At 46.0% G+C, this 25,365-nt stretch carries 30 protein-coding genes and 1 tRNA gene; 15 read left to right on the top strand and 16 right to left on the bottom strand.

All coding sequences use genetic code 11. The features are described from left to right. Position 1 precedes the first annotated feature (1 nt). The 3 genes from ACI2NF_RS06430 to ACI2NF_RS06420 all read right to left on the bottom strand — a co-directional run bounded on the left by ACI2NF_RS06430 (position 2) and on the right by ACI2NF_RS06420 (position 1,881). Complete coding sequence (locus ACI2NF_RS06430) at positions 2-265, bottom strand: 4Fe-4S binding protein (RefSeq protein ID WP_400148472.1); 264 nt, start codon at positions 263-265, stop codon at positions 2-4. Further along, positions 265-822, bottom strand: a complete 558-nt coding sequence (locus tag ACI2NF_RS06425; protein ID WP_400149316.1) for a 2-oxoacid:acceptor oxidoreductase family protein — start codon at positions 820-822, stop codon at positions 265-267. Before ACI2NF_RS06425 ends, ACI2NF_RS06430 begins: the two co-directional genes overlap by 1 nt. Positions 823-1,047: 225 nt before the next feature. Further along, the gene (locus ACI2NF_RS06420) at positions 1,048-1,881 is read right to left on the bottom strand and encodes a DUF368 domain-containing protein (RefSeq protein ID WP_400211241.1); all 834 of its coding nucleotides are present in this window, start codon (positions 1,879-1,881) and stop codon (positions 1,048-1,050) included. A gap of 202 nt (positions 1,882-2,083) precedes the next feature. Here ACI2NF_RS06420 and ACI2NF_RS06415 point away from each other — a divergent pair, with 202 nt between their 5' ends. Genes ACI2NF_RS06415 through ACI2NF_RS06405 form a run of 3 tightly spaced genes read left to right on the top strand, consistent with a single transcriptional unit; the run spans position 2,084 to position 5,642 of the window. Next, positions 2,084-3,181, top strand: a complete 1,098-nt coding sequence (locus tag ACI2NF_RS06415) for an ABC transporter substrate-binding protein (protein ID WP_400211240.1) — start codon at positions 2,084-2,086, stop codon at positions 3,179-3,181. 5 nt (positions 3,182-3,186) lie between these two features. Beyond that, positions 3,187-4,245, top strand: coding sequence for a FecCD family ABC transporter permease (locus tag ACI2NF_RS06410; protein ID WP_400152278.1), 1,059 nt, complete (start codon positions 3,187-3,189; stop codon positions 4,243-4,245). Beyond that, positions 4,242-5,642 carry an ATP-binding cassette domain-containing protein gene (locus ACI2NF_RS06405; RefSeq protein ID WP_400147435.1) on the top strand — a complete coding sequence of 467 codons (1,401 nt, stop codon included), beginning with the start codon at positions 4,242-4,244 and terminating at the stop codon, positions 5,640-5,642. Before ACI2NF_RS06410 ends, ACI2NF_RS06405 begins: the two co-directional genes overlap by 4 nt. A 90-nt stretch (positions 5,643-5,732) precedes the next feature. Here ACI2NF_RS06405 and ACI2NF_RS06400 read toward each other — a convergent pair whose 3' ends face one another. From ACI2NF_RS06400 to ACI2NF_RS06390, 3 genes are all read right to left on the bottom strand, one after another. Further along, on the bottom strand, positions 5,733-5,864 hold the full coding sequence (locus ACI2NF_RS06400; RefSeq protein WP_400147433.1) for a DUF6951 family protein: 132 nt from the start codon (positions 5,862-5,864) through the stop codon (positions 5,733-5,735). Positions 5,865-5,900: 36 nt separating this feature from the next. After that, positions 5,901-6,845, bottom strand: a complete 945-nt coding sequence (locus ACI2NF_RS06395; RefSeq protein WP_449727733.1) for an IS1634 family transposase — start codon at positions 6,843-6,845, stop codon at positions 5,901-5,903. Between the two features lie 176 nt (positions 6,846-7,021). Beyond that, entirely contained in the window at positions 7,022-7,159 is a 138-nt protein-coding gene (locus ACI2NF_RS06390; RefSeq protein ID WP_400147427.1) for a GTP-binding protein, read from the bottom strand. Positions 7,160-7,286: 127 nt separating this feature from the next. Between ACI2NF_RS06390 and ACI2NF_RS06385 the strand changes: the two genes are divergently transcribed. The 5 genes from ACI2NF_RS06385 to ACI2NF_RS06365 all read left to right on the top strand — a co-directional run bounded on the left by ACI2NF_RS06385 (position 7,287) and on the right by ACI2NF_RS06365 (position 12,731). Next, positions 7,287-8,585: an SPFH domain-containing protein gene (locus ACI2NF_RS06385; protein WP_400204815.1), complete on the top strand. Its 1,299-nt coding sequence runs from the start codon at positions 7,287-7,289 to the stop codon at positions 8,583-8,585. 9 nt (positions 8,586-8,594) lie between these two features. After that, positions 8,595-9,872 carry a hypothetical protein gene (locus tag ACI2NF_RS06380; protein ID WP_400211239.1) on the top strand — a complete coding sequence of 426 codons (1,278 nt, stop codon included), beginning with the start codon at positions 8,595-8,597 and terminating at the stop codon, positions 9,870-9,872. Between the two features lie 475 nt (positions 9,873-10,347). Beyond that, positions 10,348-10,575, top strand: a complete 228-nt coding sequence (locus tag ACI2NF_RS06375; RefSeq protein ID WP_400211238.1) for a hypothetical protein — start codon at positions 10,348-10,350, stop codon at positions 10,573-10,575. Positions 10,576-10,686: 111 nt separating this feature from the next. Then, complete coding sequence (locus ACI2NF_RS06370; RefSeq protein ID WP_400211237.1) at positions 10,687-11,406, top strand: ABC transporter ATP-binding protein; 720 nt, start codon at positions 10,687-10,689, stop codon at positions 11,404-11,406. Then, the gene (locus ACI2NF_RS06365) at positions 11,403-12,731 is read left to right on the top strand and encodes an ABC transporter permease (RefSeq protein ID WP_400147415.1); all 1,329 of its coding nucleotides are present in this window, start codon (positions 11,403-11,405) and stop codon (positions 12,729-12,731) included. The genes ACI2NF_RS06370 and ACI2NF_RS06365 overlap by 4 nt, the downstream gene beginning before the upstream one ends. A 44-nt stretch (positions 12,732-12,775) precedes the next feature. Here the strand turns inward: ACI2NF_RS06365 and ACI2NF_RS06360 are convergent, their stop codons facing one another. After that, positions 12,776-13,252, bottom strand: coding sequence for a peroxiredoxin family protein (locus ACI2NF_RS06360; RefSeq protein ID WP_400147413.1), 477 nt, complete (start codon positions 13,250-13,252; stop codon positions 12,776-12,778). Positions 13,253-13,441: 189 nt separating this feature from the next. Here ACI2NF_RS06360 and ACI2NF_RS06355 point away from each other — a divergent pair, with 189 nt between their 5' ends. The 3 genes from ACI2NF_RS06355 to ACI2NF_RS06345 are packed head-to-tail and all read left to right on the top strand — an operon-like array spanning position 13,442 to position 16,242. Next, positions 13,442-14,353, top strand: a complete 912-nt coding sequence (locus ACI2NF_RS06355; RefSeq protein ID WP_400211236.1) for an ABC transporter permease — start codon at positions 13,442-13,444, stop codon at positions 14,351-14,353. Positions 14,354-14,357: 4 nt separating this feature from the next. Beyond that, positions 14,358-15,125, top strand: coding sequence for an ABC transporter ATP-binding protein (locus tag ACI2NF_RS06350; RefSeq protein WP_400152271.1), 768 nt, complete (start codon positions 14,358-14,360; stop codon positions 15,123-15,125). Between the two features lie 4 nt (positions 15,126-15,129). Then, complete coding sequence (locus ACI2NF_RS06345; RefSeq protein ID WP_400211234.1) at positions 15,130-16,242, top strand: ABC transporter substrate-binding protein; 1,113 nt, start codon at positions 15,130-15,132, stop codon at positions 16,240-16,242. Positions 16,243-16,359: 117 nt separating this feature from the next. Here the strand turns inward: ACI2NF_RS06345 and ACI2NF_RS06340 are convergent. After that, positions 16,360-16,433: transfer RNA gene (locus ACI2NF_RS06340), tRNA-Cys, on the bottom strand. A gap of 157 nt (positions 16,434-16,590) precedes the next feature. On the opposite strand from ACI2NF_RS06340, the gene ACI2NF_RS06335 reads away from it, so the two are divergent. Continuing rightward, on the top strand, positions 16,591-17,424 hold the full coding sequence (locus ACI2NF_RS06335; RefSeq protein WP_400211233.1) for a DUF7714 family protein: 834 nt from the start codon (positions 16,591-16,593) through the stop codon (positions 17,422-17,424). Here the strand turns inward: ACI2NF_RS06335 and ACI2NF_RS06330 are convergent. The 4 genes from ACI2NF_RS06330 to ybaK are packed head-to-tail and all read right to left on the bottom strand — an operon-like array spanning position 17,404 to position 20,026. Continuing rightward, positions 17,404-17,826, bottom strand: a complete 423-nt coding sequence (locus ACI2NF_RS06330; protein ID WP_400147402.1) for a tetratricopeptide repeat protein — start codon at positions 17,824-17,826, stop codon at positions 17,404-17,406. The two genes, ACI2NF_RS06335 and ACI2NF_RS06330, sit on opposite strands and share 21 nt — an antisense overlap. After that, positions 17,823-18,602 carry a dihydroorotate dehydrogenase electron transfer subunit gene (locus tag ACI2NF_RS06325; protein WP_177971684.1) on the bottom strand — a complete coding sequence of 260 codons (780 nt, stop codon included), beginning with the start codon at positions 18,600-18,602 and terminating at the stop codon, positions 17,823-17,825. Before ACI2NF_RS06325 ends, ACI2NF_RS06330 begins: the two co-directional genes overlap by 4 nt. Beyond that, a complete protein-coding gene (locus ACI2NF_RS06320; RefSeq protein WP_400147400.1) occupies positions 18,595-19,500 on the bottom strand; it encodes a dihydroorotate dehydrogenase in 906 nt (301 codons plus the stop codon). Before ACI2NF_RS06320 ends, ACI2NF_RS06325 begins: the two co-directional genes overlap by 8 nt. A gap of 31 nt (positions 19,501-19,531) precedes the next feature. Next, entirely contained in the window at positions 19,532-20,026 is a 495-nt protein-coding gene (ybaK, locus tag ACI2NF_RS06315; protein ID WP_177971682.1) for a Cys-tRNA(Pro) deacylase, read from the bottom strand. A gap of 82 nt (positions 20,027-20,108) precedes the next feature. On the opposite strand from ybaK, the gene ACI2NF_RS06310 reads away from it, so the two are divergent. Continuing rightward, complete coding sequence (locus tag ACI2NF_RS06310; RefSeq protein ID WP_400211232.1) at positions 20,109-21,314, top strand: aminotransferase class V-fold PLP-dependent enzyme; 1,206 nt, start codon at positions 20,109-20,111, stop codon at positions 21,312-21,314. Here ACI2NF_RS06310 and ACI2NF_RS06305 read toward each other — a convergent pair. The 4 genes from ACI2NF_RS06305 to thpR are packed head-to-tail and all read right to left on the bottom strand — an operon-like array spanning position 21,307 to position 23,213. After that, positions 21,307-21,687, bottom strand: a complete 381-nt coding sequence (locus tag ACI2NF_RS06305; protein ID WP_400150301.1) for a hypothetical protein — start codon at positions 21,685-21,687, stop codon at positions 21,307-21,309. The genes ACI2NF_RS06310 and ACI2NF_RS06305 overlap by 8 nt on opposite strands. Next, the gene (locus tag ACI2NF_RS06300; protein ID WP_400201949.1) at positions 21,684-22,136 is read right to left on the bottom strand and encodes a hypothetical protein; all 453 of its coding nucleotides are present in this window, start codon (positions 22,134-22,136) and stop codon (positions 21,684-21,686) included. The genes ACI2NF_RS06305 and ACI2NF_RS06300 overlap by 4 nt, the downstream gene beginning before the upstream one ends. Beyond that, on the bottom strand, positions 22,112-22,594 hold the full coding sequence (locus ACI2NF_RS06295) for a hypothetical protein (RefSeq protein ID WP_400201948.1): 483 nt from the start codon (positions 22,592-22,594) through the stop codon (positions 22,112-22,114). Before ACI2NF_RS06295 ends, ACI2NF_RS06300 begins: the two co-directional genes overlap by 25 nt. A gap of 52 nt (positions 22,595-22,646) precedes the next feature. Further along, on the bottom strand, positions 22,647-23,213 hold the full coding sequence (thpR, locus tag ACI2NF_RS06290) for an RNA 2',3'-cyclic phosphodiesterase (protein WP_400201947.1): 567 nt from the start codon (positions 23,211-23,213) through the stop codon (positions 22,647-22,649). 272 nt (positions 23,214-23,485) lie between these two features. Here thpR and ACI2NF_RS06285 point away from each other — a divergent pair, with 272 nt between their 5' ends. Further along, a complete protein-coding gene (locus ACI2NF_RS06285) occupies positions 23,486-24,427 on the top strand; it encodes an ABC transporter ATP-binding protein (RefSeq protein ID WP_400147384.1) in 942 nt (313 codons plus the stop codon). Continuing rightward, positions 24,424-25,338: an ABC transporter permease gene (locus ACI2NF_RS06280; RefSeq protein WP_400201946.1), complete on the top strand. Its 915-nt coding sequence runs from the start codon at positions 24,424-24,426 to the stop codon at positions 25,336-25,338. The genes ACI2NF_RS06285 and ACI2NF_RS06280 overlap by 4 nt, the downstream gene beginning before the upstream one ends. Positions 25,339-25,365 lie beyond the last annotated feature (27 nt).

The following is a 25,365-nucleotide window of genomic DNA, read 5'->3' as shown; positions in this document are numbered from 1 at the left end:
TTCAAACCTCCTTCATAACGATGGCATCCTTGGGGCACATCTTCGCACATATTCCGCATCCTTTGCAGTGTGTGAGTTTGATGCCGACCATCTCATTGTTCTCTACAATGATGCAGCTGTCAGGACAGTATATCCAACATGTCATACAATCGATGCATGTGGACATGTCTACGACAGGTGTCAACGATCTCCAATCTCCGGTCTCGAATTTCTCGGCTCCTCCGCCGTGTACGCGTGAGCCTATGATCATATCCTTGTGATCCATCAAATCACCTCTCTAAATGCCCTGTTCAATGCAGCGAGATTCGCTTTGATCGCTTTTTCATTGAGCTTTCCTGTGAACTTGTGTACGATCTGGAATTCAAGTGCCTCATATGATACGACAGGTCTGTATTTGATGAGTGCACCCAACATAGCTGTGTTAGCTACGGGCCTTCCGATCTCTTCCATAGAGATCTTCGTCGCATTCACAGTGTGACATTCTGCATCGGTTCCGAGAACCTTCTTCAATTCCTCTGGCGTGCCAGCGTAATTCGCAATGATGATGCCACCTTTCTTGAGACCTTTAGCGACATCAACCTTTCCAATAAGCGTCCCATCCAATACTACGACAACGTCAGGCTCGTAGATCTGCGTGTGGATCCTTATCGGCTGTTCTGAAATCCTGGTGAATGCCCTGATGGGCGCACCCATCCTTTCAGGTCCGAACTCGGGGAAGGCCTTGACATATTTGTCCTCACCGACAACGGTCTCTGCAAGGATCTCACTAGCGGTAACAACACCTTGTCCGCCTCTTCCGTGCCAACATATTTCCATGTCCATATTGAACCAACGGACTAGATAATCAGATTAATCGATATAAAGGGAGTGGTCTTGCTTTATTCTTATAAGAATTATCAAGGATTTCGATGTTGGATGCGTTCGAAATACGAAGGATTTTGATACAATTATCCATTTTTTCTTGAAAATGGATTCCGAATAGGAATAATGTTTTAACCAATTCCATGTCTTTGAGCCAGATATTCAAAATATCTTATTGGTGGTTCATCAACATTCATCATTCTCATCAGAATATGTGCGGGCTGCCTTAAGCAACGCATACCCTCCGATAGCACCTATTATCGCGCACATCACACTTTGCAAGATCATATCTGTGCCAGATATTCCGATGAATGCTTCTGCGAATACGACGATGACGGAACCGAGTGTCAATCCGTATATCGCACAATCCGTGGACCTTCTGCTCACCGTCATGAAGTGGTCTATGACCTTGGTGAAAAGAAGTGCACCTGCTATGCCTCCAAGGGCTATAGGGACTAATAGGCTCATATCGAAATGTCTTATGGCACCGGTGAATGCTTCATAAATCCCTAGCACGAGCAGTATGGTGGAACCGCTGATACCTGGTGCTATCATAGCGACGACGACGATCATCCCTGCGAAGAACATGACGATCCAATTCGTATCCAATGTGAATTCTGTCAGGTGTTGGATGGCGAATATGCTCAAGATTATCCCTACGCTCACAAAGAATGCGAGCCAATTCGGTACCGTGTACTTTTCTCCCGTTCTAGTATAGCTCCTTATCTCTGGAATCTGTATGAGGATCAATGCACCGAACATGAAGTACAGGGGTACTTTGTAATCTTCCATCGCTTTGTTAAGAACGATGGCGCATACGACATATCCTAGCACAACGCCTATGAATACGGTCAAAACGAATCTGAAATCACTTATCAATTTAGTTTTGAGGTTTGCGAAGTCGGTTATCAGTCTATCATATATCCTGAAGACAACGGCGACCGTGGAACCACTTGCCCCTGGGAATTGACCAACGATACCCATGAGGATCCCCACTAGGAAATTGTTCAGTGACTTCATGACCACCTATGCCGAATTGGAATCAGTATAATTAGTTTATCGCAGTGTTCTGGTCAAATCGGACATCGGTCCATGTTTCACACATGAATTGGACGGAAGCCGATTAAAAATAATACTAAAATGATATTTGTATTAAGAAGTGGGCGTCATTACCTATTTAGGTAACACTGTCTTTTAATATCCACGGGACATTGGACAACTCATGACTTCTAGTAAGAATAAGTTAATTGCTCTATTCGCAGTTGCCATCGTTGTCATAGCCGGTGTTGTCATCTTCACGGCTGATAACAGCAAGGATGATGGCGATTTCACAGTCACTGATATGCGTGGTAGGATAGTATCGATACCATCGAATGTCGATAAGATCGTCTGTCTTTCTGCAGGATCGCTCAGATTGGTGGAATATCTTGGTGCTGCGGATATGGTAGTAGGGATCGACAAAGAAGACAGCAATGTGTCTAAGCCTACCTATTACAAAGGAACATATCATATCGCATTCGATGTTAAAGGTATTGCCAATGTAGGTAACGAGGAGAACTTCAAAGCGATCAAAGATACAGGTGCACAAGTCATCATCTCATCCGCGACGGATGTGTCCAAACTCGATGACCTCCAAGATAAGACAGGAATCTCTGTTGTAGGTATCGATGCAGGAGGCAACAGAGGTGTTGCCAGTGATGAGCTTTCGAAAAATCTGAAGCTTCTTGGAAAGGTATTGGATAAAAGCGATCGTGCCGATCAATTGACGAATTACATCAAAGATACGATAAAGACGATGGAAGATCTTTCCAAGAAATCCACTGTCATCAAGGATGCGAAATGTTACCTCGGCGGTATGTTCTTCTACATGAAGGGAGGATTATACAAAACCACTGGAAATCTCGATCCGTTCTCCATTTTGGGTGCTAACAATGTGATGCCATTCAAGGAAGGAAATCCATATGATACCAAAGTTCAGGAGGTCGTCATCGCCAACCCCAACTACATGTTCATCGATTCCATCACGATCGATGCAACCAAAAAACAGTTCGATGATGATAAGGAATTGTTGAAGAACGTCGATGCAGTCAAGGAAGGAAAGATCTATTCGCTTTTCGTGGACAGATTCTACGGTATCAATTGGGAATCTGAACTGATGAATTTATATTACATCGGAAGCGTTCTGGACCCTAAGGTATTCGACTACAATGTGGACGAGAAGATGCAATCGGTCCTTGACATGTTCTATCCTGGTATCGGATTGAAGCTCAGCGATATCAAGGACAAACAGGGACCTGGTGCTGGAGTACTAGACTGGTGATGTAGGTGGATTACAGGATCTATGATGTCGAGGACGAATCTACAGATTCCGAAGAATCATATAAGGAGAACAATAAAAGAAAGCAAAGATGGATGCTCCTGATCCTGTCATCCATCATTCTAATTGCCTTTATATCTCTGTACATCGGGAACAAGACATTCGATGTATTCGAGATAACTCGTGCCATCTTCACAGGTGAAACTTCTACAACGATAGGGGGTTTCATCTGGAAGATAGACATCCCGATAGCGATTGCAGCCATACTGTCCGGTGCGATGCTATCGATTGCGGGTACGGCGATGCAGTGTGTGTTGAGAAATCCACTTGCATCCCCGTACACCCTTGGAATATCCAATGCAGCCGCATTCGGTGCGGCATTCTCCATAATATTCCTTACGGGGAATATGAATGCGTATTCTACTCCGATCTCTGCGTTCGTCATGGCGATGGTAGCTACTGGGCTGATCATTCTATTGACCAAGGTCACCAGGGTATCATCCGAGACCATGGTCCTTGCAGGTATCGCGATAAGTGCGATATTCTCTGCAGGGATGACATTGATGCAATATATTGCTGACCCGATACAGTTGAGTTCGATCGTAACATGGACATTCGGTTCGGTCTCGCATACGAACTGGAAGTGGGATTTTGTACTGTTGGTGGTGATGTTGGTCGCTGTCCTGTATTTCTATCCAAGAAGATGGGATATGAATGCTATGAATGCAGGCGATGAGGTTGCCAAAGGACTGGGAGTGGATACCAAGAGATTCCTTACCGTCGGTATGTTCATGTCTGCAGTGATAACCGCATTCGTCGTTTCAAAATTCGGTGTGATATCATTTGTGGGACTTCTCGGACCACATATGGCAAGGACGATAGTCGGCAACGATCATAGATTCTTGTTGCCGATGTCCATGCTCACAGGGGCATTGTTGCTTCTCGTGGCAAATATTATCGCTCTCAACGTTGCATTGCCTAGGATACTTCCAGTAGGTCTGCTGACATCGTTGATAGGAGGACCTACATTCATCTACATGCTCATAAGGAGATACAGAGCATCATGAGATTGTGCATATCCGATATCAATTTCGAATACAACGGTACCGAATCCACATTATCTGATATCTCATTCGTAGCTGATAAAGGGGATATCATATCAATTCTCGGTCCGAACGGTGCTGGTAAGACGACATTGCTGAAATGCATAAATCGTATCCATCCTCCAAGATCCGGCGTTGTTCTCGTAGATGATGAGGATCTTAAAGAACATACAAGGGATGAGATAGCAAAGACCGTAGGATACGTACCTCAAAGGGCCCATATCTCTGGAAGCACGGTCTTCGAATCCATTCTCATCGGTCGTAAACCGCACATAAGGTGGGATGTGACGAACAGGGACTTGAAACTGGTTGGGAGGATCATCGATATCATGGAATTGGATGCGATATCCGACAAACCTGTAGATCAGATATCCGGAGGGGAATATCAGATGGTTCAGATAGCACGTGCCGTAGCACAGGAACCGAAGGTCATGCTGCTCGATGAACCGACAAGCAATCTTGACATCAAGAATCAATACGAGGTCATGCACAGACTCTTTCACATAATCAGGACGAATGACATCTGTGCTGTCATGACCAATCATGATTTGAACCTAGCACTCAGATTCAGCAATCGTTTCATATTGATGTCCGAAGGTAAGATATTCGCTGCCGGAGGCCCAGAGATAATCACGAGTGAGAACATTCGTCATGTGTACGGCATCGATGTCACTGTAGGAGAAGTGAACGGATACAAGGTCATAGTTCCGAATGAACTAGACCATCTGTTATCGCTCAAGGCGAATGACTTCCTCTCCAAAAGGAAGAAGAATCCCAAACAGGCAGAGTTCTTCAATGAAAGGGCCGACACATGGGATCAGATGTCGATACATGATATGGAGAAGGTCGAGTACATAACCAATCTCCTGAACATCAAGGATGACAGCAACATATTGGATGTCGGTACCGGTACAGGTATAATGATCCCAGGGTATCTGAGGAGGATCGATGGGGGTCACGTCACTGCCGTAGATTATTCCGAGAGGATGATAGACGTAGCACGTTCCAAATATCCTGAGAACGGAACCCTCACATACAAAGTGAAGGACATCTATACGATGACTGAGAGGGAAGAATACGACCGTATCGTATGTTATTCTTGTTTCCCTCACTTTCCGGATCCCATGGGCGCGATACGCGTGATGTCACGCGCGCTTGTGAAAGGCGGCACGTTCACGATAGCACATTCCTCATCCAAGGAACACATCAATTATGTGCATAACACAGGCGGGAAGGAGATATGCAACGACTATCTTCCGGAATTGAGCATTATGAAGGAATTGTTCTCAGCGAACGATCTCGATGTGATATTCACGCGCGATGACGACGACTACTACATAGTGATAGGGATCAAACGTTGATAGGATCATCCCGATCCGTGGAGTAGGTTCAGTATCCTCTTCTGCACATCCGTGAGTTGGATATTGTCCTTGTTCTTCTTCCAAGGATCCTTAACATCCTTCAGATCCTTTATCGCTTTCGATATCGAGCTTCACCATGGCATCATCCTGTTGGATCGCATGGATGATGGTCTTCATCTTACATACACCTGCATCGCAGGTCACCGTACATTCATTGGTCATGTAAAGAATAGACGAATCGAAGATAATAATGATTTCTCACAGTTCCTTCATCTTATCTGGGTCTATACCGAACACTTTCATTATCTTCATCTGTGTGTTGTTGATGTTCGTAAAGAATGGCGTATCGAAACCAGGAATTGTGATCTTCTTTATGGCCTCCATCTGCCGTATTATGTCATCCAGAGAGATATTCGTTAAAAGTGCACTACTCTTCAATTTGTTCATGATCTCTGAATACAAAGTGAGTGTAGCGAATTGGATGAATATCCTCCCTTCATAGGTGTTCTCTGTATAGAGTTTCAATTTGGTACGATCCGCTTCATTCCTAAGATTCTCGAAATTCCTCTGTACGCGATCCCTCTGAAGATAGTACCTGAACGCATTTTCAGGGTTCTTCACGGTGTTGCTTATCATCACGATGAAGCCTGCGACAGTGTTGTATGTCATTATGGCTTCACCATTCTCCTCTACGACCCTTCCGTATGAGGCATTCCTAACGGTGAAGTATTTGTTGTAGAAATCCTCGTGTTCAGCAACATAGACATTCGTCTTGAGTTCCTTATGACATTCCTCGATCAATCCCAAGAACAATGAGAACTCACGTTCGGCATCCGATGAACTGAATATGATGTGGATGAAACATCTCTTACCATTGATGTGATTCATGAATGACATGACGAAGAGCGGTTCATTCTCCACCATCATGTAATTCTTCAGATCCATTATCTTGTCCTTCACACGGTCTATCGCATCCCTTGCGAATTTGGTCTCTGGGGATACCCTCATGATGAAACGATGATTGGTCGAGAGCAGGTCATTGAGATTGTCCTCTGAGAAGTAGTCCGTATCCAGTACTTCCAATGTCTTGTTAATATCCAACCACGATTTCTCATGTTCCCTTCTGCGGATGTCGGTTATGTTGACAGGCATACGGTTGTACAGGCCGTATGTGATGGGAATGTTGGATTTCACGTTATACATCATCGTGAGATACGTGGTCGGATTGACGATCACAAGCGGAAGATCATTGAAACGGATCGCCTCCTTCCTGTTGTCATATGACGATATCGACGATGTGTGTATAGCATAGAAATCATCATCGAATCTGTCCCTCCACTCTCTGAAGAATATGAAGAGATTGTTCTCGGTTACATCTCCTAACGCTTCGGATAGGACCTCGTTGGATATCGGTTTGTTATACGGGGTGTCACATCTGCGATATATCTCTCTGCGATCTTGATCAGAAGTGTCGTCTTTCCACTTCCAAGGAATCCTCCAACGACGTGGATTATCATGCACTGGCAATCATCGGAATAAGTTATAAGCATATCCTAATGACATAGGTGCAGGACCATACTGTGCAGGTGGAATCGCCCATTATGATGGTTAGATTAAAATCATAGTAACAATGATTATAGTCCCATGGGGTTAATCAAGGCCATCACAGGATCCATCGGCGGTACGATGGCGGATCAATGGAAGGAATTCTTCTATTGTGAATCGCTACCGAAGGAGGTCCTTGTCACCAAAGGTAAGAAGCAGGTAACGAAACGTTCTACGAACATCCATGGGAACGACAACATCATCAGCAACGGTTCTGGGATCGCAGTCGCTGACGGTCAGTGTATGATGATCGTGGAACAGGGTAAGGTCGTTGAGATCTGTTCGGAACCTGGACAATATACATATGATACATCCACGGAACCGAGTCTCTTCACAGGCGGACTCGCCAAGGGAATAAGGGACATGTTCCATACCATGGGCAAGCGTTTCACATACGGCGGAGCCACTGGTAAGGACCAGCGCGTGTACTACTTCAACATAAAGGAGTTGGTCGATAACAAGTTCGGCACATCCCAGCCGATCCCATTCCGTGTTCTCGATAAGAACATCGGACTTGACATCGATGTATCCGTAAGATGCTTCGGTGTCTATTCATACAAGATATCCAATCCTATGCTCTTCTACGCGAACGTATGCGGTAATGTCACCGATACGTACAGGAGAGAGGAGCTCGATACACAGCTGAAGACCGAATTCATAAGCGCGCTTCAGCCTGGTTTCGGTAAGTTATCTGCACTCGGACTCCGTCCGAACGAGATCGTCACGCATACCACAGAACTTCAGGATGCGATGAATGAGGAACTCTCTGCAAAGTGGAAGGAGCTTCGTGGACTCGAGATCGTAACAGTGGCGATAGGATCCGTCACGCTCCCTCCAGAGGATGCGGAGATGATCAAACAAGCACAGCGCACAGGAATGCTCAGGGATCCTGGTATGGCAGGTGCGACACTTGTCGGTGCACAGGCGGATGCGCTCAAGGCAGCAGCATCGAATGAGGCAGGTGCGATCACAGGTTTGATGGGTGTCGGGATGATCGGAGGCATGGGCAACGGTATGGGCATGAATGCCAACCAGTACTACAACATGGCCGATCAGCAGAGACAACAGACGATGATGCAGAATCAATCCGCAGATGGGTGGACATGTCCCCAGTGCGGTAAGATCGCCACAGGCAAGTTCTGTCAGGAATGCGGTACGAAGAAGCCCGAGGGAGATGGCGGATGGAAATGCTCATGCGGCACGACCAACACAGGCAAATTTTGCAGCAATTGCGGTTCCAAGAGGCCTGAGACGGTATGTTGTAGCAAATGTGGATGGAAACCCGCAGACCCTACGAAGACACCGAAATTCTGTCCTGAGTGCGGTAATCAGTTCTGAGGGGTTCCAATGGGAGATATCATCGAACACAAATGTTTCAAATGCGGTGGCGCATTGAAATTCGATGTCACCTCACAGAAGGTCAAATGCCCATATTGTGACGCGGAGTATGAGGCCGCCGATCTTATGGCCGATGAGGAATCAAGGGTCGAATTGAAGGACGATATCAATATCTCCGCGGATGCAGGTAAGGAGTGGGATTCCAACGAACAGGATTCACTCACAGTCTATTCTTGCGAATCCTGCGGCGGAGAGGTGTATTCCGACGAGAACACATCGGCGACCATGTGCCCTTACTGCGGTAATGCGGTCATTCTGAAAGGAAGGTTGAGCGGTACGTTGAAACCGGATCTCGTTGTTCCGTTCAAGAGGACCAACAAGGATGCCATCGATGCATTGAAGGAGAAATGCAAGGGCAACATCCTCGTACCTAAGGGTTTCATCAATGAGAACGAGCTCAAGGAGATCAAGGGATTGTATGCACCGTTCTGGATCTACGATGCCGATGTGGATGCCGAATTCAAATTCATCGGAGTGAATGAGAGGAGGGTATCGAACGAGGACGAGGAGATCATCATAAAGGATTATTACTCTGTCCTTCGTGCCGGTAACATCAGTTATGAACGTATCCCTGTGGACGGTTCCAAGAAACTCGATGATGATCTGATGGAATCCATAGAACCGTTCTATCATGATGATGCCGTTGATTTCAAGACGGCATATCTGTCGGGATACCTGGCGGATAAGTACGATGTCACGCAGGAGGAAGCGATACCTCGTGCATCCCAACGTATATCGAATGAGACCGAGGTAGCATTCAAAGAGACCGCTCATTACGACAAGATCACCACGAAAGAGAAAGGCGTCAAGATCTACAACACGACAGCGAATTACATATTGTATCCTGTCTGGTTGATGAATACGCAATGGAAGGATCAGAAATTCACATTCGCTATGAACGGTCAGACCGGTAAGATCGTCGGTAACCTTCCGATCTCCAATCCGAAGGCCATAGGACTCGGTGTCGCCATGTTCTTCATCATCTTCGGATTGTGTACAGGGATATTCGGTACCATCATGGGCGGGGATTACGGTACATCAGCGATAATCGGATTCCTGTTCGGAGTGGTCGCGACCTTCTTCATAATTAAGTTCCTCATCGGACAGATAAGGGATGTCTGTTCTGACGATTACGCATCAGTGTATCGTAAACCGAATTCATTCAATCTGACGCGTAAATCCGATCGTTTCATGTACAGGGATCGCGACGTCATAAGGAAGAAATAAACCGATTCTGAATGGGGCTCAACGTCCCATTCCTTTTGATTTTTTTGGATGGAAATATAGTTGGAAGACAATCCTATATCATCATATTGAGTATGTCGATCCCGACTTCGCCATTTATGCGTGACATTTGATCTGACATCTGCTAGAACAATTGGATATCTGCATCCGTCCGCGTGTCCTCAGTTACTGATTCCCTACGTTCGGAATCCATCGAGAACGATTTGCCCATGTGCCTTCGGCACTGGAATGGACTTTCCTGACCGAAAATCGCCCTCGATATCGGCCTAAAATCGCTCCAAATCTTCCGTTTATTATGATAATAATTCATCTCCGTTCCTGGTGTTTCCATAGAAGTGGTTGATTGTACTTCGAAAGGTTCAGTACTGAAGTGTAAAAACAGTATTGGAAAAGTCAAAAAAAGTCAAAATATGTATGTTTGACTTTTCTTTATATATCCGAAAAAACAATACCATTCGTGAAGAAGATAGTTCGCGTACCTGATTTCAATAACCTGGATCAAAGTGTTATTCCAACAATACTCTCAGATCAGGAACGAATGTCCAAGATAATGGAAATGAATAAAAGATGCCTTCACTGGGATGAGGTCAGGTATCGGGTTGAGGAGAATGAAGCCATATCTGTGTGGGCAATTATGAAAATCCTTTGCAATAATGGGTTAAAACCATACACGTGTGCGGTTTAGATCTCAAATGTAGTCTTTTACCTGATTTTCAGGAGTGGCTACATCATATGGGCCGGGATTCGGTAGGTTATTTCAATAAGGTTTATTACACATAATTTTCGTTAATAAAACATGGATGCATTGAATGTGAATGACGTTCACAAGCTCTATGGGGATAGAGAGGCTGTCAAAGGTGTTACCTTCTCCGTCAGAGAAGGTGAGATCTTCGGACTCATCGGCCCGAATGGTGCCGGTAAGACCACGACCCTTAGGATGATCTCCACACTTCTGAAGATATCATCCGGTGATATCAAGGTCTATGGCAAGGATGTTAGGACAGAACCTAACGAAGTCAGGAGGATGATCAGCTATCTCCCTGAAGACGCCGGAGCTTACAAAGGACTCACCGGAAGACAGTATCTCGATTTCATGGCCACTTTCTTCGCCAAGGGTGAGGAGAAGGATAGGATGATCGCAAGAGGCATCGAGATTGCAGATCTCGGCGACAGGATCGACTCTAAAGTCGACACCTATAGTAAGGGTATGATGAGAAGACTTCTCATCGCAAGAGCGATCATGCCCAATCCGAAACTTGCCATCTTGGATGAGGTCACATCAGGATTGGATGTCGTTAATGCCTATGAGATCAGGGAGATAATAAGGGGGATTGCGAGGAGCGGTGTTTCCATAATAATATCGTCGCACAACATGTTCGAGGTGGAATTGCTTTGCAGCAGGGTCGCGATGATCAACAACGGCAGGATCGTCCTCGACGGCACGCCTGAGGATCTGAAGAAGAGGTATGATGCTGACAACCTCGAAGAGGTATTCGTCAAGGCGGTGGCAGAATGAATCACCTGTGGAATCTCGTTAGGAAAGAGCTCAGGGAATTATTGACGCCATCGTCCTTGATATCGATCATCGTCGTCGTTGTACTACTGAGTTCATTGGGAACATTCATGGGTTCCGAGATCAAAGGACAGATGAGCATCCAGCCTGTCGGATATTATGATCAAACGGGCGATGGCGATGATGGTTATGCTACATATTCGATCAATGAGCTCAAGAATTACTACAAAGAATATGGAATGGAACCAGATGAGTACATCATCGATCTGTCGCAATACATCAAGGACGATTCTCCTGTAGAAGATCAACTCCTTGATGCCATGAAGTCCGCAGGCGTAGAGTCATCACTCGTATTCAGCAAGGATTTCAATGATAACATAAAGAAATTGGAACGCGGGACCATCGACGTGTATTGGATACAGACCAATACGAGCGTATTCAGTTCACTCAACACCGTCATCGCCGGAGAGACCGTTGCAAGGTTGAACGATTACATCGGTAACAGGTTGGTATCCGAGGACCCATCATTGGATAAGAACGAGATAGACATAATCAAAGCACCTAGCCTCATGACGGGTTCAACATTCTTCAACGGAACTCTTCAGAAGGGCGTGACACCGGATCAGATCTATTCCGCTTTGGGTAATCAGACAATGTTCGTACCGATAATTATCATGTTGGTCATCGTGATGATCGGAAGTATCGTCATATCGTCCATCGGTAACGAGAAGGAGAACAAGACCATGGAGACCTTGCTGACATTGCCAATCAATAGGACGACCATCGTCAGCGGGAAATTGATCGGTGCATCAATCGCGGGGCTGATCATGGGCGCATTGTACATGGTCGGTATGTACTTCTACATCAATGGAGTGATGATAACCACAGGGGATGGAGTCTCGTTGGAATCATTGGGCCTCACGCTCGATGTACTGGATTGGATAATGGTCATCGCGACGATGTTCCTTGCCATCATATGTGCACTTGGAATGTGTATGATACTTGGTGCATTCGCCAAGAATTACAAAGCGGCACAGACGTATGTGTTGCCCATCAGCGTATTGGCGTTGATCCCGATGTTCATTACGATGTTCGGTTCATACGGGGAACTTCCAATGATCCTGCAGGTGCTTCTGTTCATCATCCCGTTCACACACCCTATGGTCGTCATGCAGAATCTGATGTTCGGTAACATGGCGATGGTGTTCGGCGGTCTTGCGTACCTTCTTGTATTCGCATTCGCGATGATCTACGTCACGGTAAGGTTGTACAAGTCCGATATCCTTCTGACGGGTATAATCCTCAAGAAGAAGAACAAAGCTGAATGAGGGGATTTCCCCTCTTCAAACAATTTTTATTGCATTTGATATGATCAAATATCCAATGCGTCTTTGATCTCTGAGATCAAAGTCCCTATGGGGACTGTATCAGATGGGATGTCCGCACACCATGCATATCTTATCGTCATATCCTTATCGATGAGGAATAGTGCCCTATTGGTCTTCCCGATCAATGATTCACTCTTAGCTTTCTTTACGATGGCGTCATATGCTTTACAGATAGTCAATTCAGGATCCGAAAGATCCACGAATGGGGATCCTGTATGCTCTATCCATGCGCGATGGTTATCGATCGGTTCGTGATTGATGTTGATGATATCTACGCCTAACTCCTTGAATTCTTCATTTCTTTCGATCATTGATGAGATATAATCGGTACATGTCCTCCCATTGATCACAGGGAAGAAGTACAAGAGTATCGGGGAGTCGATGGCATGTTCAGATAATGTGAACTTACCCTCAGTGGAATCCAATGTGAAATCTATCGCTTTCTCGCCTACGGACAGCATATTAAGGTGACCTCATCACCCTTCTGATTGGGTGTTTTATCCATTCTACAGTGAATCCATTTCTACTCACTGGATGAACTTCATGAACGTGGTTATGTGTTTTTTTGTATATTTTCGTTGTGTTTATTTTAGATTTTTGTTTAATAATTGATAAAATTATAATATCTTGTATCATTTATCGTCGGAACAATGAACAGATTATGGGAATGGTATGCGGGTGATAACGATTCTAGGATCGCAAGATACGCATCGAATAGGAAGGGCGATTCGGAATACATCGAGATGCCCAATAACAGACCATTCGATTATCTCAAATCAGTGTTCATATTCTTCGCCGGATTGGCGATCATTCTTGCAATATGGCAGATATATGCATGGTGGGCGAATGAGATTGATGGTTCACTGTTAGCATTTCCATATCCGATGGAATGTGTTGAGAGATTGATCCAATATTTCACACAGGAGGAATTAATCTTCGGAGTACCGTTGATCGAACATGTGCAGGCAAGTCTCGGAAGATGGTTCGAGGCATTCTTCATGTCTGCCGTCTGTGGTGTGACGCTAGGATTGATAATCGGTTGCTTCAAACAGATATATCCTATAGCGATCTCATCCGTCAACATCATTCAGATGATTCCCGGAGCAGCATGGATACCTGTCGCGATACTTCTGCTCGGTATCGGGGACGCGCCTGCAGTCTTCATCATCTGGCTCATATCTTTTGTAATAATCACGATCAATGTATCCGGGGGCATACGTCGTATACCCGAGGTCTATCTGCGCGTAGCCGATATGATGGGTGCGAACATATTCATGAAGCTGTTCAAGGTCATAATCCCCTTCGCTCTTCTCGATACGATCAACGGTCTGCGTCTAGGGATGGGCAGCGCATGGAGGGTCCTGATATCTGCCGAGATGATCATCGGAACAGGGGTCGGTGTCGGTTTTGTCATCTCAGAGTTACGTGGCGTCCTCGACTATGTAGGCGCATTCGCGTGCATCATGATCATCGGTATGATTGGTCTCCTGATCGATAAGATCGTCTTTGTTAACATCGAGAAGTATGTCAGACACAAGTTGAACCTTGACGAGGATGTGTGATCGTATGATAGAATTGATCGATATCACCAAAGCATATTACGTCAAAAGAGACAAATCGAAGGCAAGGGTCGTTCTTGATGATATCTCGATGAAGATAGATGATAATGAATTCGTATGTTTCATCGGACCATCGGGATGCGGGAAGACCACCGTGCTCAATCTTATAGCGGGTTTCGAGAAACCTACATTGGGAAAGATCTACTGTAACGGAAAAGAGATCACTGGCCCCTCTCCAGAGAGAGGCGTGGTCTTCCAAGAATACAGTCTTCTTCCATGGCTTAGTGCAAAATCCAATGTCAAACTTGCTCTTGAAGCCCAGAACATACCTGAGAAGGAACAGGACGAGATGGCCATGGAGCTTCTGAAGACCGTTCGTATGGACAAATATGCGGATATGCGCCCAAATACGCTCTCAGGCGGGATGAAACAGAGGGTCGCTATCGCAAGGATGCTTGCGCTCGATCCAGAGATCATGCTGATGGATGAACCGTTCTCTGCATTGGATGCCGATACACGTTCGATGTTGGATTCAGAGATAGTCGAATTATGGCAAAAGAAACACAGAACGGTCGTCTTCGTCACACACATCATCGAGGAGGCGATACAGATCGCTTCCAGAATCGTCCTGTTCTCGGATTCCCCTGGGAAGATAGTCCGTGAGTGGAATATCGACATCGAACATCCGAGGGATTTGGAATCACCAGAGATGATGCAGATCAAAAAGGAAATCAGTGCGGCTTTGACTGAGATCAGTTCAGGTCAGGAGATTTGATACAATGAATTCTAAACAGATAGGAGCGATCGCTGCAGTAGCTATAATCGCAGTGGCAGCCATCGCAGGAGTTCTCATTTTGAATAATAATCAGAACGAGGATGAATTCAAGGTGGCATACCTTGAGAAAGGTTATTACACATTTCACGTGGCATTCGATAAAGGATTTTATGACGATCTTGGATTCAAGGTAAAGCCTGTCATCGTCGGAGGAAGCGGACAGGATGCGATCAATGCGGTATTGGCTGGAGATGCCACTGTCGCTGCTACAGGGGATGCACCGTATGTCAACACTCTCGCATCAAATGGTCCCGATAAGTTCGTCGGACTCTGCATGTATGATGAGACCACCAAAGCATCTGCGGGACATAAATGGGTCACCACTTCAAAATGTCCTGTTAAACTTACACCGATAGAAGGAAAATCAGCTACAGATGCAGAGAATGATGCTGCAGCAGAGGCTATCAAAGCATATGATGGAACTCTTACTGTTGGTCTTGTCAGCGGATCCACCACACTTACGACATTCATGAAATGGTGTATGCATTATGGTATCGGTTACTCCGAAGAGAGTGGAACCAAAGAGAAGATCCAGATAAAGAAATTCCCTACAGGGGGAGAAGCCATCACAGCACTTGGTAAGGGTGCTATCGACATGCTCGGAGGAAGTAACCCTATACCGACCAATGCAGTCGATAAAGTATCTGGAGCATTCATTTGGGGAGATTGTAAGGTCCTTGGAGAACCCACTGCATTGGTCCTTTGTACTACCAAGGCGAAATATGATGCCAATGCTGAGAGAATGGAGAAATTCGTAGAGGCTACGTACAAGGCTAACAAATGGATCTCGGAGAACATCGATGAAGCCGTAAAGATCTGTCAGACTAAGAGCAGTGTGAAGGATGCTACAACGATCAAGGACGCTCTCCTTAACTCTCCGATCGAGGTATGTTGGAAGAACATCAATGGTGCGCTCTTCGATGCGTGGGCACTTACGGCAAAATTGAACGGATTTGAGAATATCACTTCTGAGACCTTCAAGAACTCATGTCCGATCGCGGATAAGATCAACGCATATGAGAAGATCCGTGACGAGATCCCTGAGACCAAACTATAATCCTAAACGGGGGCGTTCGCCCCCTATTTTGTTCACACATCACTAAACGATAGTGACATTTTCATATGACCAAAGCATCCGTTGAAAGATAAAATTTGAAAAAAAATCGTGGTTGTATGGAGTGGGAGGAGGGAGTTGAACCCCCATCTGAGGATCTGCAGTCCCCTGCATGGCCGCTGTGCTACTCCCACATTGCGGTACTCAGGCTATTAAATCTTCATATAAAAAGCCATTGGGGTATGCGTCCCAGCGCATATCGCTACTTCAGAGCAATTATGTCTCTTTGAAGTTCAACGTAACCAGTGTTTCGGATTCAAATTATATATCTATCATAGATATGGAACCCTCATGCACTGCAAGGATGTGTCCGTCCGTGATGTGGATATCGGTCTGACGAAGGAGAATATCGATCTCCTGATGAAGGATTGGAAAGCATACAAGCGTGCAGAATTCATCGTTCTGAAGAATGGTGACGATTATGCTACATTGCACATAGAGAAGGACGATAGTAAGGATCTGTTCTCCAAGGTATCGGGTTATGAGATCCTTTCCTTACCGGAGGGGACTGATTATGTGGAGGATCCTTCGATCGACGTTCTCAATATGCCTACCTTGGCATCGATACAGGATGCTCATCCGAATAAGACTGTTGTCATAAAGGGCATGTTCTCTCATGTGGTGTTCATCAAGGACATAGTTCCATTGAGATTGAAGGTGATAGACAACGTCCCTCCGTCACCATCCAAGCTCGGTGTGTTGGTCGACAAGGCATTGGCGACAGATCTCATCGATCTGCCGATCATTGTGGAGAAAGAGGACATAGATATGGGGAAGATGGAGCCTCAAGTCACAACGGAAGCGGTGATGTTCCCGTGCAAAGTATCCGGATTATCATCCAATAGACCATATTATTTCCTTGATGAGGCACCGACATTGAAACATGATGTCACGTTGATCGGATGTCACCTCTCGGAAAGAATATTTAGATCGTTATACAACTGTGACGTGCTGTTCATAAATGTATGTCCTGCGGATTTCACCGAAGGAAAGGGCAAATGCATCGTGAAATGCTGCAAGGTGAAGGAAGGTCACATCATCGACGGCGATGTGGTCAAGGTCCCATGGGGCGCTACGATACCAGAAGTGATAGATGCGATAAGATCACTCTTTCTCGATGAGTGAGCGACCTTTATTCATCGCTTTGTATCCCTCTTCGATGTTACCTGATTTACAGAGGAGTTCACCGAGGGTGTACCATGAATCGGCATCGTTAGGATTCCTCTCAAGATATTTCCTGAGATGATTGATGGCAGCATCGGTCTTCCCTTTGGATGCCATGCTCTTGCTCGTGGAACGGCCCCCAGTCTCCTCATCGGTTATGCGTAACATCTCATTCCTAGCGTTCCTTAGGAGAACATCCAAGGAATTCTCCGTCAACCATGGGTATCTTCCCGACATTATCCTTCTGAATTCTTTGACTTTATCGTCTACGAATTCACAATCAGGTCCGCGGAATAGATTCCTCGGGACGTTGATGAGCATGTTCCCGTGCTTTACGGATATGTGGTATGGGACTTGAGTCATTTCTTACCGAAGATTATGATCGAACCGTCGATATCCCTCTTCGAGATTCCGAATTCGGGCATATTGTCGATCTCGTAATTGTTGAACACGGGCCCATCCTTGCATACGCGCTTATCGTTGACCATACACGATCCACACAATCCGCATCCGCATTTCATGTGCCTTTCCAACGACATCTGGTGTTCGATGTGTACTTTGTTGAGGTATTTGTGCAGGAAGACCAACATGATCTCAGGCCCACAGGCGATGATCTCATCGTATTGCTCATCCTTCAGCACGCTCTTGACCATATCGACGGCATTGCATTGTTCTCCGTATGTTCCGTCATCGGTGCATTCCCAATGTCTCATGGAGAAATTCTTCACCGTAGGGACATATGGTTCGACCTCTTCCGCTGTCCTACCAGCGATTATGACATCCGCGGATCTCGCTTTCATTAGAGGGATGAGCGGGGCGATACCAATTCCGCCGCCTACGATCAGGATCTTCTTCTTGTCGTTCTGGTCGAACTTGTACCCATTGCCGTACGGACCTCTGACCTGCATCCTGTCGCCACTTCCAAGCTGTGCGAGTCTCTCTGTGTCCTTGCCTATGATCTTGAAGGTGATGGATTTCTCCTGTTTGGTTCCTGAGAGGGATAACGGGATCTCTTCCATTCCAGGGGCCCATACCATGATGAATTGCCCCGGTCTCGTTTCAGCATCCCATTCGAAGGAGATCCTTCTGGTGTTGCTGTTGATCTTCTTGCAGTCCTTGATCATGACGACATCACTCATGTGCAACACCTACCACGCTTTCGATTGAGCGGTAACCGTAACGTTTCATGAACTTGTTCATGCCTTTGTTTATTGAATTGAATAACATCGGACCATCGTTCATTATGGCTGTTCCGACCTGGAATGCACATGCGCCTGCCATTATGTATTCGAGGGCATCCTTGTAATTCGATATCCCTCCGACACCGACTATTGGTATCGATACGGAATTGTACAGATCCCATACCGCACGTACGCCGATCGGTTTGATAGCACTACCAGACAAACCTCCGACCTTATTGCTTAACACAGGACATCTGAATTCTGGGATAATTTTCATCGCCTTCAGAGTGTTGATGGCGACTATCGCATCTCCTCCGCCATCCTCTACAGCCTTCCCTATGTCCGTAAGGATATGTGTGTTGGGAGTGAGTTTCGCCCAGACAGGTATGTTGACAGCCGATTTCACGGCACTCACAATGTTCCTGACCATTATCGGATCGGTCCCTACCTCGATACCATATCCTTTTGCATGAGGGCATGACAGATTGAGTTCCACTGCACATGCGCCATAATCCTCCATCTTCCCTGCCAATGTGGCGAACTCATCAGGCGTTGCACCATAGATCGAACCTATGACATCCCCCGCATCCGCTGCCGTACGTATCTCCTCTTCGAAAGCTTCGATACCTGGGTTCGGAAGCCCCATGGCGTTGATGCATCCTGACGTAACTTCGATGAAATTCGGGTTCGCATGTCCCGGGTTGGCATTCGTGCCTATGGATTTCGATACTACTGCACCTGCACCGGACTTCAGGACCCTGACCATGGATTCTCCTGTCTCATCCAATATTCCTGATGCGAGAATCCCCGGACTCTCGAGTTCGAGGCTACCTATCCTGGTGTATAGGGAACTCATACTCTCCCCATTGTAACAATCTGTTAAAAAATCATTCGGTTATCAGGACGTTATCTAATGTTATATCCTCAGTGGTCGCGTTGGAAGCATCGATGAGGGTCTGTGGTGATAAGCAGAGCGTGCACCCAATCTTACCGCCACTGACATACATCTTATCATATGTTTTGCATGAGGAATCGATCACTACCTTGCATTGTCTCTTGATCCCCAACGGGCTGCATCCGCCTCTGACGTAACCAGTTAGCCTGTTTATATCCTTAACAGGAATGAGGTCCACAGATTTCTCTCCAACGGATCTAGCAGCTTTCTTCATGTCCAATTCCCTGTTGCCCGGGATGACGAATGCATAGTATCTCTCGCTTTTCCCCTGTGCTATGAGTGTCTTGAATATCACATTGATGTCGATACCGAGTTTATCGGACACTTCCAGACTGCTGATGAAATCACCAGGTTCGTAATAGATTACGTCATACGGCATCTTCTTCTGATCGAGGATGCGCATGGCATTGGTCTTCGGTTCGGACATGTTGCTGTGATTGCATTGGCCGATATTACACTTTCCAGTTGTCGTTGACTAGTATAAATAAAAGCAGTTCAATCCAGGGAGCATGGATGTATCTTCTATAAGGCAGGATTTCCCGACCATCCGCAACGGCAAAGGCGTCTATCTCGACAGTGCGTGTCAAAGTCTGAAGCCGGATTGTGTGATAGCGAAGGTCGTGGAATATTATGAGGAATATCCTGCATGCGGAGGAAGGAGCGTCCATTCCATGGGTACACGTGTGTCCATGGAGGTCGATGAGACACGTGAGAAGCTTGCCGCATTCTTCGGATGCGACGATCCATCGGAATTCGTGTTCACGAAGAATACGACCGAAGGTATGAACACCATCGCACACGGTTTTGGCCTGAAGAAAGACGATGTCATCGTTACGTTGGATGTGGAGCACAATTCCAATCATGTGGAATGGCTGGCGATGGAGAGCGATGTCGGGATAAAGAGGAGATATTGCAAGACATCCATCGATGGCGAATTCGATATCGAGGAATTCAAGAAGGTCATCGGACATGATGTGAAACTGGTATCGATGGGTCAGACCAGCAATGTGACCGGTTGTACCATACCTGTGAAGGAGATAACGGAGATTGCTCATGACATGGGTGTCGCTGTCGCTATCGATGGTGCGCAATCATCACCGCACATGTCCGTCGATCTCAAGGATCTCGATGTGGATTTTTTCTGTGCATCCTTACACAAGATGCTTGCACCTACAGGTGTCGGATTCATGTACGGAAAGGAGGAGCGTCTTAAGGAATTGAGGCCATTGATCTACGGCGGAGGGATCGTCGGTCTAACGACATATGATTCGGTGAAGATATCCCCTGCACCGGAGAAGTTCGAGGCAGGTCTTGAGAACTATTCAGGCATAATAGGTGCTTCTGCAGCGTTGGATTATCTTTCTAAGGTCGGCATGGATAACATAACCGAGCATGAACATCATCTGCAGAGATTGATACAGAAGGATGTAGAGGACATCAAGGGTCTGCACACAATAGGTCCCGACGACCCTGATAAAAGAGGGGGTGTGTTCTCATTCAATGTGGACGGATTGAATTCGCATGATATCGCAATGATGATGGATAACATGGGTGGTATCATGATAAGGTCCGGAATGCATTGTGCGCATCCATTCCTCGTATCGAGGGATATCGACGGTACTGCCCGTGCATCTGTGTACCTCTACAATGACGACAAGGATATCGAACGTTTCACGGATGCACTCAGGAAGATCGTAGATACATTCGTTAAATGACTTCCTTTATGATGATCGTTCTGTCATGTTTGGTGAGCGATATCATCTGTCCGCGCCCATATGATTCTGAATCCGCTATCGTATCCGCATCTATCAGGGATTCGAATCTTCTATCGCCATGATGTAGGGTGAGTACGTTGTTCCTTAGGCTTATCTCGCAATCGCGCGGAAGGATCTTGTCCAAGGATATCGTCATCTCGTATGCATCAGATGCATAGAACGTATCGATCATGGAAGCTATGTTGTCGGATTGGCCCTGATATGATGTGTCATCTCTTTCTTCGAACATATCCATTACAGGGGTCAATATTGCTCCAAGCACCAATATGCCTGCAACACAGAGTACAACGCGCGTCAATGTGAATTCCATCATGCGATCGACACCTTTATGACGTACTCATTGTCCACCAACCCTGTCATCACCCTGAGTCTGGTATGGCCCGATATATGAATTTCTTCGGAGAATTTCACCAACGGTTCGTCCATGTATATCTTCGAGATCTCCTTGCCTTCGTAGTATGACCTTATGCAATATGCATCGCCATCATTGCCACCAATCACTAGTTCACATCCTTGCGGAAGTTCGGTATCGATCGTTCTGATCGAACCAGTACCAGAATAGTAGATCTCTCTCACGCAACCTATTATCTTGTCACATTCCTTGTCCATCCTAACATCCATCATCGATTCTTGATTGAATTCCATCGCACTGTAGATGATAGGGATGGAGAGTGACAATATGACCATGATGATCAGAAGCTTGATGGGCATGCTCATGACAGCTTTCCTGTCATGGATCAGACTATTACGATGATCTTGCATGATGAATCCTCGCCATAGCCTGGTTTAGAGACATTCACTGTGACGAAACCCGTATTCGAACCCATCTTCAATCTCATACTATTCTTGTTGAATGTGACTTTGCCATCCTTGTCGGTGTTCTTGTGGACGGTATTCCCATACGCATCCTGTATGCCATGTCCTGATAGTGTGATGACCGCATCCTTGAGAGGATTATCGTCTTGATCGGTGACGTAGACAGAAAAAGTTTCAGTGATGGTGCAATATCCATTCGCACCGCGTACTGCAGATACATCACTCTTGTCTAATGTCACATCCCCTATCGACTCAGGCGTGGAGATGTTCCCCATCCATCCGATTATGATGGCTGTCGCCAGTGTGGCGATCAGGATGAGGATCATAAGTTGTAGTGGCAATCCTTCTATGCCGCCGGACCTATCATTCTTTAGATTGGGACCGTTCATTTCTCTGTGCAACATGATTCGTATGTTGTTATCGAGAGATATTTGGGAGAAGTATTACAGTTAACAGTTACACATTCTGCTTGAGTGGTATGGTGCATATCACGGAATGTTCGGCACCAGTAGGTTTGAGGACACTTTTCATGACATTGATAGATGAACAATCAAAGTTCAGGAATTCGTCATCTCTGTGATCATCGATGATCCGACTGATATCCACGACATCCTTCGCCCTTGCGATCGTTATGTGTGGTGTGAATTCCTTCTTATCATGCCGTATGCCGATCCTTTTCAACGTACGTTCAATGATCTTCGCACATGATGCAAGAACATCCCCATCCTCTATCCCCATCCAAATGATGCGAGCACGCCTCTCATTCGGGAACGCTCCGAGACCTTTCACACTCAGATGGAAGGATCCAACATCTTTGAATGCTAATTTCAATTCAGAACAGATCTTCGGTATCCTGTCTGTATCGACATCCCCTAAGAAACTCAACGTTATATGCAGTTGATTCAAGGGAGTGATCCTTACGCCGGGGATGCCTTTGAGTGTATCAGTGATCGACTTGAAATCATCAGGATGCGGTAATTCCACGGATATGAAGGTCCTCGTCTGTCCTGTCATCATGTCCATCAATGGTCATTTCGCATTATAAGATTTTGAACCTATCCATTCTTCGAACAGTCGATCCGGAATGATGATGATTATAATGCTCAAATGTCATTAGAAATTATATGTACATGTACGTGAAATTTCGATTAGAATGATCCTATCGCACAATTCGAATGACGTCTCTTGATCATGCCTTGTTCTCATATTCGCGCATCATCGCCAGATATTGGATTGAGCAAGTTTGAATGTAAGTAAATATATACTGTATCAAAATCACGAGATGGAGATGAATCATGTCCGATGAATGGCCGATCGAGATAGAGAATCTACGCAAGGAATACGGGGAATTCGTTGCGCTGAACAACTTGAATCTCAAGATAAAGAAGAATAGCTTCACGGGTCTGCTAGGCCCCAATGGGGCTGGTAAGAGTACGACGTTGAAGATACTCACACATCTGATAAATGCTACGTCAGGTAGCGCATACCTGGATGGCGTAGATGTCACCGTGGATCCCAAGAAGGCCCTATCAAGGGTCGGCACGGTTATCGAGACTCCTGAATTCTATGGATATCTCACTCCGAGAGAGACGATGAGGTATGTCGGAGAGCTCATAGGCATGAGGAAAGAGAGGATAAAGGATCAGACAGAGCAAATCCTTGAGAAAGTGAAGATGACCGAATGGGGAGACAAGAAATTGGGAACATTCTCCAAAGGTATGAGGCAAAGGATCGCCATCGGACAGTCATTGATGAACGACCCCCGTATCATAATATTGGATGAACCCACATCAGGTCTCGATCCGAGGGGTATGGCTGAGATGAGGGAGATCCTCAAGAACCTGAGGAACGAATCCAAGGATCTGACCATAGTCATGAGTTCGCACATACTTCCTGAGGTGCAGGATCTTTGTGATCGTATCGCGATGATCAATCATGGCAACCTCCTCATGGATGGTGATATCAGCAAATTCACATCGATCTCAGGTGCGAGGACGATGATCGTACAGACAAAGGACATTCCGACTGACGATCTGATATCGAGGATAGGTTCATTGGAATACGTCCATGATGCAGAACGTTTCGGTAATGACATACAGGTCGTGATCAACGAGGACATGGATACAAGGCAAAGACTGTTCGATGACCTCTCAAGGATGAATGCAGGCGTGTACAGTATGTATGAGAGCTCCGCATTGGAAGAGACCTATCTCAAATTGATCAAGGAGTCGAGATGATGGCACGCATGTATGTTGAATTGGATGACTTCAGACAATCTGCGATCATCGCTAAGAACGAGATTGTGAAAAGCGTCAGGGGAAAGAGGTTCCTGGCATCAGCCATATTGGTAGCCATCGTATGGGCTCTGATAACATTGGTACCGTTCCTAACGGGCAAAGGATGGGATGTTCTCACATTAGAGGATATGCTGTCATCGTATCTGTCGTATGCTAACATGTTCGTTGTGTTGGTCGTTGGTCTCATAGGTTCTGTCGCGCTCGTATCCGAATATGAGGAACGTACTGCATTGATCCTATTCACCAGACCGGTCAAGAAGACGACGATATTCATAGGGAAGTTCCTCGCCTCGTTCCTGTTGTCGGCATTGTTGCTGTTGGCATACTATATTGGCGTCGTCGCTATGACATTGATCTATCACCAGACGATACCGCTCAATCTGGTGGAATCGTTCGGTATGTGTTGCTGCTACATCGTCGCAGCGACAGGGATATCGTTCATATTCAGTGCGGTGATGAAGAGGTCCAGCATATGCATCATATTCTCCATCTTGGCGCTGATGGTCGTCATACCGATCATAACGACGATGATCAAGGGAGATACATGGTATATGCTCACCACGGCATCCGAGAGTATCCTCACTTGTATCCCGGAGTATGTCGATGCACACAATGCGACCATCGATGAGATGTACTACGCTCTGCAGAAGATCTATGAAACGATATTGAACTCGACGGATCCGGAGACGCAGAGCTATGCACCATTCGTTCAAAAATTCATCAGTATGATGTCTATGTTCGCATCACCGATAGCGTATCCCAATCTCTTCAAGGAAGCAGCGGTCATGCTTACATGGGGATTGGCATCATCTGTGATAGCTTGGATATTGTTCCTCAAAAGGGAATTCTGAGAAGAAAAACAGATCCAGGGGATTCCC

Origin of the sequence: Candidatus Methanarcanum hacksteinii, from assembly GCF_964305265.1 — an archaeon.
Lineage (GTDB): Archaea > Thermoplasmatota > Thermoplasmata > Methanomassiliicoccales > Methanomethylophilaceae > Methanarcanum > Methanarcanum hacksteinii.
This window is presented reverse-complemented; position numbering and strand designations above follow the sequence as displayed.